General features: G+C 48.5%; 16 protein-coding genes. All 16 read right to left on the bottom strand.

The window, feature by feature from the left end:
• Window positions 1-38 precede the first annotated feature (38 nt).
• Window positions 39-956, bottom strand: coding sequence for a PorP/SprF family type IX secretion system membrane protein (locus IEV98_RS09360; RefSeq protein ID WP_262892481.1), 918 nt, complete (start codon window positions 954-956; stop codon window positions 39-41).
• Window positions 957-1080: 124 nt separating this feature from the next.
• Window positions 1081-1266, bottom strand: a complete 186-nt coding sequence (locus IEV98_RS09355; RefSeq protein ID WP_188505581.1) for a BF3379 family histone-like protein — start codon at window positions 1264-1266, stop codon at window positions 1081-1083.
• 285 nt (window positions 1267-1551) lie between these two features.
• Complete coding sequence (locus IEV98_RS09350) at window positions 1552-2796, bottom strand: aminotransferase class I/II-fold pyridoxal phosphate-dependent enzyme (RefSeq protein ID WP_188505580.1); 1245 nt, start codon at window positions 2794-2796, stop codon at window positions 1552-1554.
• A 222-nt stretch (window positions 2797-3018) separates the two neighbouring features.
• Window positions 3019-4716, bottom strand: a complete 1698-nt coding sequence (gene ftsZ, locus IEV98_RS09345) for a cell division protein FtsZ (protein ID WP_188505579.1) — start codon at window positions 4714-4716, stop codon at window positions 3019-3021.
• Window positions 4717-4855: 139 nt separating this feature from the next.
• On the bottom strand, window positions 4856-6199 hold the full coding sequence (gene ftsA / locus IEV98_RS09340) for a cell division protein FtsA (protein ID WP_188505578.1): 1344 nt from the start codon (window positions 6197-6199) through the stop codon (window positions 4856-4858).
• Window positions 6200-6201: 2 nt separating this feature from the next.
• A complete protein-coding gene (locus IEV98_RS09335) occupies window positions 6202-7062 on the bottom strand; it encodes a cell division protein FtsQ/DivIB (RefSeq protein ID WP_188505577.1) in 861 nt (286 codons plus the stop codon).
• Complete coding sequence (gene murC, locus IEV98_RS09330; RefSeq protein ID WP_188505576.1) at window positions 7055-8410, bottom strand: UDP-N-acetylmuramate--L-alanine ligase; 1356 nt, start codon at window positions 8408-8410, stop codon at window positions 7055-7057. Before murC ends, IEV98_RS09335 begins: the two co-directional genes overlap by 8 nt.
• A 43-nt stretch (window positions 8411-8453) precedes the next feature.
• Complete coding sequence (gene murG, locus IEV98_RS09325) at window positions 8454-9560, bottom strand: undecaprenyldiphospho-muramoylpentapeptide beta-N-acetylglucosaminyltransferase (protein WP_188505575.1); 1107 nt, start codon at window positions 9558-9560, stop codon at window positions 8454-8456.
• Window positions 9561-9571: 11 nt separating this feature from the next.
• The gene (locus IEV98_RS09320) at window positions 9572-10750 is read right to left on the bottom strand and encodes an FtsW/RodA/SpoVE family cell cycle protein (protein WP_188505574.1); all 1179 of its coding nucleotides are present in this window, start codon (window positions 10748-10750) and stop codon (window positions 9572-9574) included.
• Between the two features lie 69 nt (window positions 10751-10819).
• Window positions 10820-12193, bottom strand: a complete 1374-nt coding sequence (gene murD / locus IEV98_RS09315; protein WP_188505573.1) for a UDP-N-acetylmuramoyl-L-alanine--D-glutamate ligase — start codon at window positions 12191-12193, stop codon at window positions 10820-10822.
• 5 nt (window positions 12194-12198) lie between these two features.
• Window positions 12199-13443, bottom strand: coding sequence for a phospho-N-acetylmuramoyl-pentapeptide-transferase (gene mraY / locus IEV98_RS09310; RefSeq protein WP_188505572.1), 1245 nt, complete (start codon window positions 13441-13443; stop codon window positions 12199-12201).
• Window positions 13444-13449: 6 nt separating this feature from the next.
• Window positions 13450-14907 (bottom strand): UDP-N-acetylmuramoyl-L-alanyl-D-glutamate--2,6-diaminopimelate ligase, encoded by a 1458-nt coding sequence (locus IEV98_RS09305; protein ID WP_188505571.1) that lies wholly within the window; start codon window positions 14905-14907, stop codon window positions 13450-13452.
• Complete coding sequence (locus IEV98_RS09300; RefSeq protein WP_188505570.1) at window positions 14904-16997, bottom strand: PASTA domain-containing penicillin-binding protein; 2094 nt, start codon at window positions 16995-16997, stop codon at window positions 14904-14906. Before IEV98_RS09300 ends, IEV98_RS09305 begins: the two co-directional genes overlap by 4 nt.
• 27 nt (window positions 16998-17024) lie before the next feature.
• Window positions 17025-17432, bottom strand: a complete 408-nt coding sequence (locus IEV98_RS09295; protein WP_188505569.1) for an FtsL-like putative cell division protein — start codon at window positions 17430-17432, stop codon at window positions 17025-17027.
• Window positions 17433-17442: 10 nt separating this feature from the next.
• Window positions 17443-18348, bottom strand: a complete 906-nt coding sequence (gene rsmH / locus IEV98_RS09290; RefSeq protein ID WP_188506186.1) for a 16S rRNA (cytosine(1402)-N(4))-methyltransferase RsmH — start codon at window positions 18346-18348, stop codon at window positions 17443-17445.
• Window positions 18341-18814, bottom strand: a complete 474-nt coding sequence (mraZ, locus tag IEV98_RS09285) for a division/cell wall cluster transcriptional repressor MraZ (RefSeq protein WP_188505568.1) — start codon at window positions 18812-18814, stop codon at window positions 18341-18343. The genes rsmH and mraZ overlap by 8 nt, the downstream gene beginning before the upstream one ends.
• Window positions 18815-18849 lie beyond the last annotated feature (35 nt).

The raw sequence follows: 18849 nt of genomic DNA, 5'->3' as shown, positions 1-18849 counted from the left end.
ACGTATTCTTGGTCTTCATTATCCATGTTGTTATCGGCCTACCATATAATGGTTGGGCATTTCGGCCCCTTTTCGTTATTGAGGTTGATACCGAGTATGATTTCGTGCGAGCCCAATGAATGCCGACGGAGATCGGAATTGATGAAATCATAAGCATATGCTACATTGAGGGTCGGACTAATGAAAAAGCCCGCCATTGCGGCTACACCGTCGCGATGCCGCCAAGTAAAACCTGTCCAAAACGTGTCGGAAACCTGCCCCTTCAGGTTAATGTCGAAAGCCACGGGTGCCGGATGTACGAATTTGAGCATCGCCGATGGCGTAAGATAAAAATCACCGAATCTGAACCGATAACCAGCGGTCGCAAAATAATGCCGTTGCAGCGTCATCGCCAGTTCGCCATCCGCCGGAAAGCCGCGATTACTTTCCAGCAGGTTCTGAGCCGATGCACCCACATATACCGCATCTGCATAAAACCACAACCCGGCGCTTACGGTCGGTGTCACACGTGTAAAATCATTCCTGGCGTAGATGGGATCGTTCGGATCCCTTAGCTGAACCTTGTTCAGATCAAGGCGATGATAATTCATACCAGCCCCCACCCCGAATGCCAGGCGATAGGTGTCATTCAGTGGCAGGTGATAGGCACCGTTCAACTCAGCCGACGACATCAAAATCGGCCCAGTCTGATCCACGAAAACCTTACCACCGATCCCGACCCTGCTTTTTCGTCCATCTCTCCTATTCACAGGGGAATTTAAGGTAGCATATAACGTCTTGGGTGCATCGGTAATACCTGTCCACTGTGAACGTGCCGCAAGCTTTAGGTCAATGTAAGGTTCGATTCCCGCCAGCGCGGGGTTAAGCACAAAGTTATTGGCCATGTACATGGTATAGTGCGGTTGCTGTTGGGCTACCGCCACCGCGGGTAAGCACGCCATATAGAGCAATAACACTTTACCATAATTCGTCACGGCATTAACTAATTGGGACCCCAAGTTAAGTAATTTACCGGCAAAAAAAAAGCCCTGAACTCCTCAGGGCTTCACAGCTGTTTGACTTTTCTGTCAATCAGTATGCCTATTTTGCATTTTTCGATTCTTGTATCTCCAAGCGGATTGCTTGAGCCAAGTTCTTAACGTCTTGCAGACCTTTTCTTACGCGTGTTCCGGCCGCATTGTTACCCTTATTGAAGAATTTGTCCGCATCACCATCTAATCCTTCGATCAAGCTCTTAAGCTCATTAAATTTTTGAATACTTGCCATAATAAATACTCTTTTAGTTTTTAATTTAATTAAGTTAATAATCTACAGTGGGTTAAAAGTAGAATCTTTTTTCGGAAAAAAAAACTTTAAAACACCCAAAACAGGCTATAAACGCGCTTTTTTTTCCACATTTGACTGCGAGCTCAAACAGTCACCACTTACATTCGAAACGTACTCACCTAGTAATCAGTGCTATAATCAGAAACCAACCCGCCTAAATTCCTACACCTTTGATGTGCTGGCGGTTGCTTTTTTTTTGCCCTTTGGATATAAAAATCGCGCTAATTACTCCGATTGTAAAGAAACCGCCTGCTTATATGCGCCCGCCTGCAGCTTTTCACTGATTACGGTGAATGCATCCAGCGTATATTCCACGTCTTCTTCAGTATGTACCGCGGTGGGGATTAGCCGCAATTCAATCAGCCCTTTCGGAATGACGGGATATACCACGATGGAACAGAATATGCCATGTGTTTCCCGAAGATCGCGGGTCAGTGCCGTAGCCTCATTTAAATCACCCTTAAGGAATACGGGAGTTACCATGGTATTGGTCGATCCGATATCAAATCCACGTGCCCTCAACCCATACTGTAGCGTCCTCGCGATGTTCCACAACCGTTCCCGAAGTTCAGGACTATTTCGGAGCAGTTCAAAACGCTTTTTCAATCCCAATACCATGGGCATGGGCAGGGATTTGGCAAACGTCTGCGAACGCATATTATAACGCAAATAGGTAATCATCTCCTTGGTTGAAGCAACAAATGCACCTATCCCAGCCATCGATTTAGCGAATGTTCCAAAGTAAATATCGACATCAGCGATGCAATCTTGCGCCTCGTGCGTACCCGCCCCGGTAGGCCCCATGGTACCGAAGCCATGTGCATCATCGACCAGCATCCTGAAACCATATTGCTTTTTCAATGCCGCAATCTCCCTCAGTTGTCCCTGGATTCCGGACATGCCGAACACCCCCTCGGTAATCAGTAATATCGAACCGCCACTGATACGGGCTAATTTGGCCGCTCTGCTCAGTTGCTTTTTACAACTTTCGATATCATTATGTTGATAAACAAATCGCTTTCCCATATGCAATCGCACGCCGTCTACAATACACGCGTGCGACTCCGCGTCGTAAACCACGACATCGTTGCGATCTACCAAGGCATCGATGATAGACACCATCCCTTGGTAACCGTAATTGAGCAGAAAGGCATCATCTTTGCCTACAAAAGCGGCGAGGTCCTGCTCAATTTCTTCATGATGCACACTATTTCCGGACATCATCCGCGCCCCCATGGGATAAGCCATGCCAAACTCGGCGGCCGCTTGGGCATCCACCGCTCTCACTTCTGGGTGATTGGCGAGGCCCAAATAGTTATTGAGGCTCCAGACTAAATGTTCCTTCCCATTGAATAGCATACGTGGCGCGATTTCACCTTCCAATTTTGGAAAAGAAAAATAGCCGTGCGACCACTCGTAATGCTGACCTATCGGTCCAAGATTTTTTGCGATTTTATCAAATAAGTCCAATATCTTTTCGAAATATTAGTTTGTACAAAAATTGTTGCAAAGATAAACTTTAAATCAAATGCTACCAACACACAGCGGCCGTTACTGCTACCATCGGCACCTATTGTTTACACAAAGTTTACATTTTATAGCTGTTTACTAAACAAAAAACTGCTTGGATCAGGATACCACCGATCCCTTGCCAAACAGTTCTTATTGTTAAATTAGGTAGACGGAAATACACTAATCTACATTATCATGCAAAAATGAATTGTTTGGCCTGATTTCAGTAATGCCTTCCTCCGTGGATAAGGTAAACCTCGACACCTGCGACTCCGATGAATGGGGCACATCATCCAACGCCATTTGCTTCCGCCTGTACGCCGGTTCGGTTTCCAGTTCCTGAAGGCCGTTTGCCGACTTTAGTTTCATGCTCAGCTCCTTAAGGCGAAGTATACGTTCTTTCGTCTTCAATAACTCGGTTTCCACGTACTCCGGCGTCTTGTGTTCATCGGCGCCATATACCGGATCTACGGCTTTCGAGGGCTGCTCTGCGTAGGTATCGCGTCCATGTGCCGAAGCCTGTTCGCTAGGTGCCTCCTCCGGTGCAGCAGGCGGCATTTCAAAATGGAACGCCGACGGCGTGGTCTTTACCTCATACCCATCGCTGGTATCTGCCGGTTCTTCGTTGGGCTGTGCATTGTCAGGAGCCAACGTATGGCGGATGATGCCGTCTTTATCAGGCGTATTATTCCGCAACTGAGGCCGGGATGAGGATGTACTGAACAAATCGGCCTGTTGAGCAGCAGGACGCACGGCATCCCGATTGTCAACGGACCCGACTACCGATTGTGTATCGGGAGCACCTGCAGCTTTTTGCACAAACTGATTGATGGGTTTCACATAAGGTGCCTTGGGCTCCTCGGGTGTAAGCGGGATTTCAATCCGTTCATTTTCTCTTTCTTTTATCCGCTCTTCAGATGTCTGGAATCCCGTAGCAATGATGGTTACGGATAATTCATTCTCAAACGATTCACTGATACAATTGCCCCAAATCAAATCGGCTGACAGTCCGGCTTTATCCTGAATATAATCGGTGACGATTGTCACCTCGTCCATGGTTACTTCTTGCTTTCCGGAAGTGATATTGAGCAAAATAAACCGGGCACCTTCGATCTCATTGTCCTTGAGCAACGGCGAGGCAAGTGCGCCTTCGACGGCACGTAAGGCACGATCTTCGCCTTCGGCCACCGCACTCCCCATGATGGCCACCCCACTGTCATTCATGACCGTGCGCACATCTTTGAAGTCGACGTTTACATAACCCGGTATGGTGATAATCTCGGCGATACCTTTTGCCGCAGTGGTGAGGATGTCATCTGCCTTTGCGAAAGCAGCGGTCATCGTGAGGTTCCCAAAGATGTCGCGCAGCCGGTCGTTTGAGATGACCAAATACGAATCGACGTACTTTTTCAATTCGCTCAATCCATCTTCGGCCTGCGAACGACGCCTTTTGCCTTCAAATGCAAAAGGGGTTGTAATAATGGCAACCGTAAGGATACCCATCTCCTTGGCCGCCTTGGCTAGCACCGGACTAGCACCTGTACCCGTACCGCCGCCCATTCCAGCCGTGATAAACAACATCTTGGTATTGGATCCCAACATGCGTTTGATATCCTCGATACTCTCGATGGCCGAATTTTCACCCACGCTGGGGTCAGCCCCGGCTCCCATCCCTTCGGTAAGACTTGCGCCCAACTGCACTTTATTGGGTATTGAACTCAATTCAAGCGCCTGTGCATCCGTGTTGCAAACGATGAAATCCACACCGCTAATCCCTTGCTTGTACATGTGGTTGACTGCGTTTCCGCCGCCACCACCCACGCCAATTACCTTGATAATTGCCGATTGTTCCTTTAACATTTCAAACTTAAAAGACATATCTCAATCGTATTTTGCTCCAACAGAGCGTGATACAAAACTCGCTCCGACTCTATAACCGTAGCGTAATAATAGCACTTTTTGCACAATAGTTTTCCACAACTGTTGATAATGTGGAAAAAACAGCTGTTGTTGAAAACTATTTCTTTCCCAAATAGGATTCGTCATCGATTTCATTGCCATCCTTAATGATATCCTTGAACCATTTGAAAAGCCCTTTTTCCTTATACCCTTGTTCCGTGAGCTGTTTTACAGAAACCTTCTCTCCCTTTTTCACTTCGATGACCTCCTGTTCTTCCTCTGCCTGGATCCCTTTAATCAGCAGGCCTATACCGGTGGCATACAATGGGCTTTTCAATTCGTCGTAGATACTCTTGGGTAGCACCTCATTTTTAGCCAGGTGTTCGTTGGGAAATCCTACGCGACAATCGATGCCGGTAATGTATTCGACCAATTGGACTAAATGTTTCAACTGCGCGCCTCCCCCAGTGATCACAATACCCCCGATAAGCTTGTTTTCGTAACCGGAAGATTTGATTTCGTAATAGACATGCTCGATGATCTCCTCCATCCTCGCTTGGATGATGTATGCGAGATTTTTGACCGAAATCTCCTTTGCGTCGCGCCCCCTCAAACCGGGCACGCAGATGACCTCGTTTTCCTTGTTTTCATCCGCAAGCGCCGAACCAAAACGAATCTTTAGCAATTCCGCTTGATTGCGCAACACGGAGCATCCTTGCTTGATGTCCTCCGTAACGATATTGCCCCCCAGCGGAATCACGGCCGTATGCCGGATAATGCCCTCGTGGAATATCGCCACATCAGTTGTCCCGCCGCCGATATCCACCAGTACCACCCCGGCATCCTTGTCGGCTTCGTCCAGCACCGCTTCGGAAGAAGCCAATGGTTCGAGGATAAGGTCTTGCACCTCTAAAGATGCATTGTCGATACACTTTTTGATGTTCTTTACCGCGCTCACATGCCCCGAGATAATGTGGAAGTTAGCCTCCATCCGCCGACCGGCCATTCCGATGGGATCCTTTATTCCCGGTTCGTTATCGATTGTAAATTCCTGTGGAAGGACATGAATGATTTCCTCTCCCGGGGGAAGCACCAATTTATACATGTCTTCGATAAGCCGCTCGATATCTATACGGCTGATTTCATTGTCATCCTTGCGTGTCAAAATGCCCCGATGCTGGATGCTTTTGATATGTTGGCCGGCTATGCCCACATTCACCACCTTGATATCCACATTGGATTGGCCTGCGGCTTCTTCCACAGCCTGGGCAATGCTATTTACCGTCTTTTGGATATTAGCCACCACTCCCCTGCTAACACCAGACGATTCCGCTTTACCGACTCCTAAGATCTCGATTTTGGCACCATTACGCCGGCCTACGGTAACGCATATCTTCGTCGTACCAATATCAAGCCCCACAACGATTGGCGAGTCCTTTTCGGTTGTTGCTTTTGTTTTCATAACTATTGTGTATTGATGCTGTTTGTTATACTATTATAAGTTGAATCCGGTATCATGATATCCTCCAGTTTAAAGCGCTCATCCCTTTCGCATACGATTTGCCCGGCAAATTTCAAGTTTACAGTCTTGTAGGCATTAATGCCCGTTCTGGGAACGATCTTGCGATAAAATAGCAGCAGTTTTTCGAATTTACGCTCCAGCGAGTCGGCATTGCCCAATATGATCCGCTGTGTACCCACGCGGGGCACCAATTCGATATCCTGATATTCGTTTACATATAACTGCACCACCTGACTATTCCACACGCTGTCGCCGCTGACAAATTGAGCTGTCTTAAAAATATCGTTCATCAGCTGGCTTTTCGTACTATCGAGCGTACCGTCATAGGGTTCGGATATGTATCCATTCACGACGGGCACACGCGGCACATACTTTAGCGACACTGGCATTTTATGCCCTTGCCGGTCGATGTAGAAATCGACCCCTTCCTTGTTTATGATCCGGACTACTGCTTCCCGCTGTTTGACACGGATAATCAGCTGACCATCCATATCTATGGTAACGATGGCAGAAAACACATAAGGTATTTGACGCAAATCTTGTTCTATCTTATGGATAGGGATACTTTCCAAGGTACGGCCTACGAGCTCTCCATAGCTTTCCGTCAACATAGCGGTGATGTCTTTCTGTTCGATGAATGATTCATCCCCGAGCACAATAACCTCGACCGCTGAGCAAGCTTGTTCGCCACTTTTCTTGCCAATAAAGCCCATCAACAACACCAGTGCAGCAGACAGCGCCAGCCCTGCTACACTATACAGTAGGTTGCGCCAATTGAATCGATATGACAACCGCTTAAACATGTTCCAAAATTGCTTTAAGTGGTTTCACCAATAAATCAATATCACCCGCCCCAACCGTTACGAGCAATTCCGGCCGGGTTTGGCGCACGTACTCCTTTATATTGTCTGCTCCCGCAATATGTTTGTCGCCGATGGTGACCTTATCCAGTAGCATCCGCGAATCGACACCTTTAATTGGCATTTCGCGGGCCGGATAGATTTCCATCAGCAATAGGGTATCTACACTGGACAATGCCTCCGCAAAGCCATCCGCAAAGTCCCGCGTTCGGCTAAACAGATGCGGCTGGAAGATGGCGGTAAGCTTTTTCGTAGGGTAAAGTTGCCTTACAGCAGATAAAAAAGCCTTCAATTCTTCTGGATGATGGGCGTAGTCATCGATAAAAATCGTTTCGTCCGTCTTTATAATATACTCAAAACGGCGTCTTACACCTGCAAACGAGGACAACGCCTTCACGATCTTCGCTGTCGGAATTTCCAATTGCCGGGCAACAGTGATAGCCGCCACAGCATTTTCCACATTGTGTTTTCCCGGAATGCCGAGGTGCACATCAGCTATGCTTCCCTCATCCCAGACGTAATCAAAATAAAACGCTCCATGTTTGACATGGATATTGTCTGCATAGGCATCCGCTGGCCCCGTGGCCGAGTAGCCGATATCCGCATCGAAAGGCAAACCCGTCTTCACGATACGCTTTCCTTCCTCATGCACCTGGTTCAAGAACAACAGGAACGATTCGTGGAGATGATCCTTATCCCCATAGATATCCAAATGGTCTGCATCGGCCGAAGTCACCACAGCGATATCGGGATACAATGTCAGAAAAGACCGATCATATTCATCGGCCTCCACCACCATCACATGGTTGTCCGAGAACAGCACGTTACTGTTATAGTTTGTACTGATTCCGCCCAGGAAAGCGGAACAGCCGTACCCACTATCGGTGAGGATGTGGGCGATCAATGTCGATGTCGTTGTTTTGCCGTGGGTGCCGGCAACTGCTATGGTAAACTTGTTCTGGCTGATCAACCCCAATACTTGCGAACGTTTGAACAGGGCATGGCCCAGCTGCTGAAACTCGTTAAGGATGGCCAGTTCACTGGGCACGGCCGGTGTGTAGATGATCAATGTATGCTCATCTGTCGATTTAAAGGCATCATGGATGATGGTGAAATCATCCGTATAGTTTACTGAAATACCCTCGGCCACCAACCGTCGGGTCAGCTCCGTCTCCGTTTTATCGTATCCACCCACCAGACAACCCAGGTGACGGAAATAGCGTGCCAGGGCACTCATGCCGATGCCGCCGATTCCGATAAGGTATACTTGTCTGATGTTGTTTATGTTCATTTTCTTTATGTTCTGCTGTCGGCCTTCGTGCCTCAGCGCGATTTTATACTTTAGTTCCTGCCAGCCTTAGCACCTCGCGCGCAATCACTTCATCGGCATCCAAGATCGCCAACGCCTTAATATTTCCCATCAGCAACTCCGACCGTCTCCGATCATGCAGCAATTCCAATGTCTCAGCGACCAATCGCGCTGGTGCCTCGGCATCGCTCACCACGGCTGCTGCTGCTTTGTCCACCAGCGCTTGGGCATTTTTCGTCTGATGGTCTTCCGCCACATTTGGGGATGGGACCAATACGACGGGCTTACCTACTGCGCAAAGCTCGGCAATGGTGCCTGCACCCGCTCTTGCAATGATGATATCCGCAGCCGCGTAAGCAAGGTCCATTCGATGGAGAAAGGCGGTCAATTTCACATGGTCCTTATACTTTTCACCGATCGATTCGCGAAGCGCCTGATGGTAATAGGCGCCACACTGCCAAATTAGCTGCACATCTGCAGCAACGAGTTTATCCAAGCCTTCCAGCATGCATTCGTTTAACGTACGGGCACCCAAACTCCCGCCGGTCAACAAGATGGTTTTCTTGTGCGGTGAGATACCGAGCAATTGCGATGCTTCAAACCGCTTGTTTTGAATATCTACCGAATCGCGTCGAATGGGATTTCCGGTGAACATGATCTTTTCCTTGGGGAAAAACCGGTCCATTCCCCCAAAAGCGACGCAGATCCGATCCACCTTTCGTGCCAGCCGCTTGTTGGTGATACCCGCATACGAATTTTGCTCTTGGATAAGGCATGGTATCCCCATCTGGGCAGCGGTATAAAGCAACGGCCCCGACGCATAGCCACCCACCCCTACTGCGACATCCGGCTTGAAATCGCGGACTAACTGTCGGGCCTTACTGATGCTATTATACAGTTTGAAAGGCAACGTGAGATTTTTCCACAGTGATTTCCTGTTAATCCCCTGGATATCGAGGCCGACAATCTCATAACCGGCAGCGGGCACTTTTTCCATTTCCATCTTGCCATTTGCCCCCACGAATAACAGTTCCGCATCCGGTGCGAGCCGCTTCACCGCATTGGCAATCGCTATCGCCGGGAAGATATGTCCTCCCGTACCGCCGCCGCTAATGATGATTCGCTTTCCCATGGTCCCAAAAATTACCCCATCGCTGGGATTTCACCTACCACTACTTTCTTATTTCGCTCTGATGAGCCACCTATTTCCTTTAGCTCGTCGATGTTGCGACTTACACTCAGGATAATACCGAAGGCAACACTGGTAAATAATATAGACGTTCCACCCATACTGACTAGGGGCAAAGGGATACCGGTGACCGGTCCAAGCCCCACCGCCACGGCCATGTTTCCAAGCGCCTGCAAGGTGAGACTGAATCCCAATCCTGCTGCCAGCAGTGCCCCGAAGGCTTTGGGGCTCAGTGTCACAATCCGTATGCATCGAAACATGAGCGCGACATACAAGCACACCAGTACCGCGCCCCCTATCGCGCCGTATTCTTCGACGATGATCGCAAAAATAAAATCCGAATACGGGTGGGGGAGCACATTCCGTTGCGTACTATTACCGGGGCCTTTGCCAAACAGTCCACCAGACGCAATAGCGATCTTGGCGTGATTTGACTGGTATGCCTTCTCCGAATCGCCTTCTTCGCCGCTTAGGTATGTTTCCACGCGCGACATATACGTCTGCCGCCGCGGGCCCAACGAAACGACCAAAACCAGCAGCACGAACACCCCTAAGCAAACGTAAGCGATCTGTTTGATGCTAATACGACCGATGATCAGCAGGAGCACACTCACGCCGAACATCAGTAGGGCGGTAGACAGGTTGGCTGGTGCGATGAGCACAAATATGATGCACACCGATCCCATTATGGGCAGAAATGCCTTTTTTACATCCTTGATGTTCTCCTGTTTACGTGTTAATGTTCGAGCCAGGAAGGTAATCAATGCCAGCTTCGCCAAATCGGATGTCTGAAACGTTTGATTAATAACAGGAATGGTTACCCATCGGCTGGCGTCGTTGATGGTATTCCCGAATATCAACGTGTAAAACAACAACGGAATCGTTATCGCCATCAGGATCTTGGATATTCCCGCATACCAACGATAGTCGAGCAAATGTGAAAAGTACATCAACGCGAAACCTCCGAATATGAGCAGCGTGTGCTTGATAAGGTACACTTCCGTACCTTTTCCTTCCTTATAAGCCAAGGTCCCTACCGAACTGTACACGGCAAGCAATGACCATACCGATAGCACGATGATAATAATCCATAGCCACCTGTCACCTTTCAACTTTGAAAACGCTCGTTCCATTTCTTCTTAGTTTTCAGCTTCCAGCAATCGGCTTTCAGCTTCCTTGTCAATACTTCTTCAGTTACCGACTCATAGATCCATAACGGCATCCTTAAACTGGTCGCCCCGATCTTCGAAATTCTTAAACCAATCAAAGCTCGCGCAGGCCGGCGACAACAACACCGTATCGCCCTTTTGGGCCAGGTGTGAAGCGATCTCTACGGCATCCCGCATACTCGAGCTATTTACAATAATCCGCGCATCTTCCTCCAAAGAGTCGTATATCCGCGAATTGTCCTTTCCGATACAAACGATCGCCCTAACCTTTGTCTGTACCAGATCGCGTAACATTTCATAATCGTTGCCTTTATCCACCCCGCCCATGATCAATACAATCTGAGGAGCGAGGCTTTCCAACGCATACCAAACCGCGTTCACGTTGGTCGCTTTGGAATCATTGATGTAGTTGACTCCCGCAATGCACGCCACAAATTCCAGGCGGTGGGGGATGTTCTTGAACGACCCCATGCTCTCCTTCATGGAGACATTACGAAGCTCTTGGGCTTTGGCAACCAATCCGGAAGCCATGTTGTTGTAGACGTTGTGTTTACCCTGTAGGGAAAGTTCATTGATATCCATCGTAAATGTATCTTGATGTGGTACGTTAATCACTATTTCGTTGTTGTCATTCAAGTAAGCACCCGGTTCTATTTTCTCGGTGATGCTAAATGGCAGTATTGCTCCAGCCACGTGATGTTCACCCAATCCCGCGACGGTATTGGGATCGTCCGCGCAATAGATGAACAGGTCGCCGGGCTGTTGATTCCTGATGATACGGAATTTGGAATCCACATAGTTTTCCAGCTTATGGTCATATCGATCGAGGTGATCGGGCGTGATATTTAATAGCACCGCTACGTCGGCCCGGAAGTATTCCATATCATCCAACATGAAGCTACTCAGCTCCAACACATAGTAATCATACTGCTCTTGGGCTACCTGGAGCGCGAAGCTTCTTCCAATATTGCCTGCCAAGCCTACATTGAGCCCACCTTGGCTCAATATATGCCAGGTCAACATGGTGGTCGTAGACTTTCCGTTGGAACCGGTGATGCATATCAGCTTGGCGTTCGTATATTGCGCAGCGAATTCAATTTCTGCGATTACCGGCGTGTGTTGGCCCTTCAATTTCTGCACAATGGGCACGGTATTGGGTATTCCGGGGCTTTTCACGACGATAGCCGAGTCCAGTATCCTCGATTCGGTATGCATACCTTCCTCGAAAGGAATACCGGCATCTAGCAACTGCTTCTTATACGGTCCGGAAATCGATCCGACATCAGATACCCAAACTTCAAAACCCTTTTTCCGAGCAAGTATGGCCGTACCGATGCCACTCTCGCCGGCGCCAAGCACTGTAAGTTTGCCCTGTTGTGGATAATGATATGTCGGTATCGCTGCCATCTAATTTACCTTACTTTCAATGTCACAATCGTGAGTATAGCCAGTATAATGCCCAATATCCAAAAGCGCGTAACGATCTTTGCTTCGTGGTATCCTTTTTTCTGATAGTGGTGATGGAGTGGTGACATCCTGAAAATCCTGCGTCCTTCACCGTATTTCCGTTTTGTGTACTTAAAATATGAAACTTGCGTGATGACAGACACAAGCTCAACCAGGAAGACACCGCATAGCATTGGAATCAATAGCTCCTTACGGATCATCACGGCAAATGCCGCGATAATGCCACCGATGGTCAGGCTTCCCGTATCACCCATAAATACCTGAGCAGGGTACGAATTATACCATAGGAAACCCGTACACGCCCCTACGAACGCTCCCGCGAAAATAACGAGCTCGCCAGAATTAGGAATATACATGATATTCAGGTAGTCGGAGAAAATCACATTACCAGACACATAGGCAAGAATACCAAGGGTTCCGCCTATGGTTGCCGAGGTTCCTGTGGCAAGTCCATCAATTCCATCAGTGATATTAGCACCATTTGATACGGCTGTCACAATGAACACTACGACAACCAGAAACACCATAAATGTGAGCGAAGAACCGCTGAGACCAAATAGGGTGAGCACCTTGGCATAGTCGAACTCATTGTCCTTATAAAACGGAATGTTTGTCTTCGTCGATTTTACATCTTCCGTATAGTATTTTCGACCCGTATTTTCCTGTACATGCATTTCTACATCGGTACCCGACGCCGGGTTTGCCACGGTTTCACGAACTACAATATCCGGATGAAAATGCATGGTGCAGGCGATGATAATTCCCAAACCCACCTGTCCAACGATTTTGAACCGACCGGCCAGCCCTTCCTTATTTTTACGAAATACTTTGATGTAGTCGTCCAGGAAACCGATCGCACCCATCCATACCGTGGTAATCAGCATGAGGATGACATAAATATTTTCAAGTTTGGCGAATAACAGCGTGGGTATTAGAATTCCGGCAATAATGATCAACCCGCCCATGGTAGGGGTTCCTTGCTTTTTCTTCTCGCCTTCCAACCCCAAATCCCTGATGGTCTCCCCCACCTGCTTGGCCCGTAGTACGCGGATCAAACGGCTTCCATAGCCGGTGGTAATGATCAACGATACAATAACTGCCATAGCCGTACGGAACGAGATGTATTGAAACAAGCCCGAACCGGGGATGTGGATGTCGTCTGCTATCCAATTGAATAAATAGTATAACATAGTTCGCTACTGTTCGTCCAATGTTTTAATGAGCACTTCCCGATCATCGAAATCGTGCCGTTGACCATTAATTTCCTGGTATTTTTCATGTCCTTTGCCCGCTACCAGTATGATGTCTCCCGGTTGTGCCAGATGGCACGCTGCACGTATGGCCTCCCTTCTATCGGCAATGGAGAAGGTATTCCGCTTTTTTTCTTTGGGGATGCCTGCCTCCATATCTTGGATAATACGAATCGGATCTTCTGTCCGCGGATTGTCTGACGTGATGATTACCTTATCGCTGTTTTTAGCAGCAACGGCAGCCATCTGGGGGCGCTTTGTCTTATCGCGGTCGCCTCCGCATCCGAGTACCGTGATAATCTGCTCCTTATTCTTACGAAGGTCGCGAATGGTCTCGAGTACGTTCTGCACCGCATCGGGTGTATGAGCGTAATCCACTACGCCGATGACACCGCGCTTCGAAATTAGCGTATCAAAGCGTCCTTCGGCCCCCGTGATATTGCTTAGGGCAGTCAGTACTTTCATGGTCTCCTGTTCCAGCAATATGGCTGCGCCGTACACGGCCAGGATATTGTAGGCATTGAACCCTCCAACGAGCTTCACCCATACTTCGTGGCCATCGAGAAAAAGCATCATGCCATCGAAGTGATTTTCAATTACCTTCGCCTTGAAATCGGCCATGCTTCTGATGCCATAAGTCTTCTTGTGGGCAAATGTATTCTGAAGCATCACCGAGCCATTTTTATCATCGGCATTGGAGAGCGCAAATGCGAACCTATTGAGGTTATCAAAAAATGCCTTTTTTGCTTGGATATACCCATCAAACGTCTTGTGGAAATCCAAGTGGTCGTGTGTGATGTTGGAGAAAATTCCGCCGGCGAAATTCAGGCCTGCTATCCGTCGCTGTACGATGGCATGGGAACTCACTTCCATGAAACAATAATCGCAACCCACTTCGACCATCTCCAGCAAGAGCTTATTCAACGCGATGGGATCCGGCGTGGTATGGGTGGCCGCCACCGTACGATCGCCCACTTGGTTTTGTACAGTGGAAAGCAATCCAGCTTCGTATCCAAGCTTCCTGAAGAGCTTATAGAGCAGCGTAGCAATGGTTGTTTTACCATTGGTACCCGTTACACCTACAAGTCTTAATTTCTTCGATGGATTTCCAAAAAAGTTGGAAGCTGATATACCTAGCGCAAAGGCCGTATCGTCGACCTGTATATAGGTGATGTCATCATTAGTCGATTCAGGCATTTTTTCGCAAAGCACGGCGGAAACACCCAATGCTAAGGCGGCATCGATATAGTCATGGCCATCGGTTTGGGTGCCCACTACGGCCACAAACATACTGCCTGGCGCGGCCTTGCGCGAATCAAAGCACAGATCTGCCACGGCCACGTTGAGGTTGCCGACAACCTTGCGTACCGGAATACCATGGAGTATGTCCTTAAGCACCATCATTTCAATTCAATCCGTATTGAAGTCCCCATCTTAACCTTTTGCCCAGCTGCCAGTGATTGCGTAATCACCTTACCTTTGCCCGATACCGTTGTCCGGTATCCCGAATTTTCGAGCGCATAAAGCGCATCAACAAGCCCCATTCCTTTCACATCCGGTACCGTACCTTCCCTGATGGCTTCATCTGAAAAAGCGATACCCTTTACGGTATCTATATGCTGCATCGGTTCAGCAGACGCGTACGTAGTCTTGATATCCAGCGCGTCGAAAACCCTCAATGTAGCCGCTTTCGAACCCTTCAGCGAAGGTGGTGGTTCGGTATTTCCGACAAACCGCATCCGCTCAAAATCATCCTGTAGATCGAGGTCGTTGGCATAGACCATATCTGCGAGCTCACGGAATACCGGCCCGGCAATGGAAGCGCCATAATACCCATTGCGAGGGTTCCGGACGACTACAATCATGGAATATTTTGGGTTGTCTGCTGGAAAGTAGCCGGCAAATGACGATTGGTACTTGCGATCGCGATACCCATTTGCCCCATCGGCCATTTGCGCGGTACCTGTTTTGCCTGCCATGGTATACAGTGGATTGCTCATTCGCTTGCCTGTGCCCTCGATCATCACCCCTTCCAACATGGCCTGTAGCTTACCGATCGTGCTTTCCGAGGCAATTCGTTCCTCGATTACACGAGTATCGAAGTGTTCGATGGTGTTGCCCAAATGCCGGATTTCCTTAACAAACAACGGCGCCACCATTGTACCATCGTTTGCCACTGCATTATACAGGGTAAGCATCTGTAGTGGCGTCATCTTCAGTTCGTATCCGTAAGCCATCTGCGGTAAGGAAAGTCCACTCCAGCTCTTGCTATCCGGTGTCTTGATGAGCGGGTTGCCCTCACCGGGTATCTGCAAGCCAAGCGGTTCGTTGAGATGCAGGGCATGCAACCGTTTGGTGAATGCCGCCGGATTATTCTTATAATACGCGTTGATGATTTTGGTGACCGCAACATTTGACGACACTTCAAATGCCTTTTTCACGGTTATTGTACCATAGGCGTGGGTATCTTTGATGGTGTGCCGATGCACCCGATACGTTCCATTCCCCGTTTCCACCATGGTGTTGGTATCTACCTTCCCATCCTCGAGGGCCACTAGATACGAAGCCAGTTTGAACGTAGAGCCCGGTTCCGCGCTTTGGGCAATGGCATAATTGAACTTTTCGCGGTAAACACCTTCGGCATCCCGGGTAAAATTGGCAACGGCCCGTATTTCGCCCGTCGCAACTTCCATCAAGATGACACAACCATTGTCGGCGTTGCTGGCTATCAACTGCTTTTCCAGCGCCCGTTGGGCCATGTCTTGCATGTTTACATCGATGGTTGAAATAATATCCGACCCATCTACCGGTGCTACCTCGATCTCGCGATTTACCGGCATCCATACACCTCCGGCTATCCGCCGCACCAAGCGCTTACCGCTTTTCCCATCGATGTACTCACCATATGCCCCCTCTAAGCCCACATGCACATCTTCTTCAGGAATCTTATATCCGATGGTTCGTGCTGCAAGATTCGTAAAGGGCAGAATGCGCTTATTCTTACGTTCTGCTATCAATCCACCTTTATACTTGCCCAAGTTGAAAATGGGAAATTGCTTGATTTTCTTCAACTCTTGGTGACCAACATCGCGTTTAACCAAGTAATACCTGTTCTTATCTTTACGCGCTTCCTTCAGTAGTCGCGAGTATTGGGCCGACGACTTGTCTTTAAAGAACGCCGAAAGCTTCGAGGCCAATGAATCCACCTTGGAATAGAAAACATCATCCACTTCGATACCCGGGGCCAGCAAGTCCATGCGAAGATCATACTCGGGTACAGATGTCGCCAACAAACTACCATCGTTAGAAAAAATATTGCCGCGGACCGCTTCTACATCCACATAACGGGTAGAAAGACTGTCAGCCATTGCGCGCCAGGCATCCCCTTCCACGTATTGCAAATGGAAAAGTTTGACCAGCACGGCGATGGCCACGAGCACAATCAGCCCGAAAGACAGATATACCCTAAGCAGTATGTCGGTTCTGATGTTCATGCCTATGTTCTTAGTATTATCCCTTACTTATTCTTTTGTTCTTAAAACCACTATTTTTTTGGGTGGTGCCGTTCGTTCTTTCAGCCCCATGCTATCTACCCGTTTGGCGATCTCGCTTTGTGTGGTCAACTTCATCAACTCCGCCGACAGGGATTTATAATCCCAATTCATCTCTTTTACTTCTTTGCCTAAGTGATCGATTTGCCGCACCGTGCGCTCAGCGTAATGCCGGTTTGCGATATAGATGATGGTCAATAAGCCAACAAAAGCGATAAACGGAATATACCCCACAAAGGCCGATGACGAAAAATGCTCCGAAGAGACCAACGACCGAAAAAAATTGTGCGTAGCGTCGGCCTTTTCTTCAACCGTTTCCTGCAATTCGGCCTGCTGCTCCTCACTTAATGGCTGTCGTTTATACTCGTTTCTTGCCATGTTTTTTCACCTATACTTTTTCTGCCACCCGCAGCTTCGCACTCCGGGCCCTACTGTTGCTGGCAACTTCCGCTTCGGTTGCGGTAATCGCCTTGCGGCTGATCACATTGAGCGGCTTAATCTCATTGCCATAGAAATCTTTCTCTATTTCACCTCTAAATTTACCCTTAGCCATGAAGTTCTTTACCAACCGGTCTTCCAACGAATGGTAAGACATCACCACCAATCGCCCACTGGGCTTAAGCACCGCGGCCGCCTGCTGGAGAAATTCCTGCAAAGCTTCCAATTCTCCGTTTACCTCGATACGAAGCGCCTGAAACAACTGCGCATGGTATTTATGTTCCTTCCCGCGCGGCACCGCTTTCCTGACAATGGCCTTCAATTCATCGACCGTATGGATGGACTGCCTAAGACGTGCGGTTACGATGATGTTTGCCAATGTACGCGCATTATGAAGCTCTCCATACATACCAAAGATGCGATGCAACTCCGCTTCTGGGTACGTGTTCAGCACCTGCTTAGCATCCAAATGCCCCGTCTGATCCATGCGCATATCCAGCTCGGCATCGAACCGCGTAGAAAACCCACGCTGGGCATCGTCAAACTGATGCGATGAAACCCCTAAATCCGCCAATATGCCATCAACAGTTGCCACACCATACAGCCTCAAGTTATTTTTCAGGAATCTAAAGTTGTGGTGTATGAGCACGAAACGCTCATCGTCCATCGCGTTTCGCAACGCATCGGGATCTTGGTCGAAAGCATATAGCCGGCCCCTTTCCCCCAGCTGTTTCAATATTTCCTTCGAATGCCCCCCGCCTCCGAATGTGACGTCCACATAAGTACCTTCGGGCTTTATCGCCAACGCATCCATACATTCGCGTAGCATTACGGGTACATGATACACCTTATTCATCGTCCTCATCCGCTAGCCCATCATCGCCCATCACTTCCTCTGCTAATGCTGCAAAATCATCATCCTCATCATCTTCCCACAATTCATTATAAGCCTCTTTAGACCACACTTCAATCTTATTAAATTGGCAAGAAAGCACGATTTCCGTTTCGATCCGCCCATATTCAAGCAAGGATTTGGGCAGCAGCACGCGGCCAGCGGAATCCAGCGCCAATTCGGTTGCACCACGGGTGAAATCACGGATAAACTTTCGGTTCCGTGCTTTATAGGTATTCAATTTGGCCAGCTTGCGTGTAATCCTATCCCATTCATTCCGCGGATAAATAACAAGATGCTTTTCGAAACCACGATTGACAATAAGCCCTGACCGCTCTACATCAGGCATTTGCCTTTTGAGCGCAGCCGGCCACACCATCCTTCCCTTGGTGTCCAACTTACAATCAAATTCGCCTATCAAATGGCCCATATATACACTTTCCGCAATAAATCTGATGTAAAAGT

The organism is Parapedobacter pyrenivorans, assembly GCF_014636865.1.
In the GTDB taxonomy this organism is placed as follows: Bacteria; Bacteroidota; Bacteroidia; order Sphingobacteriales; family Sphingobacteriaceae; genus Parapedobacter; species Parapedobacter pyrenivorans.
This window is presented reverse-complemented; position numbering and strand designations above follow the sequence as displayed.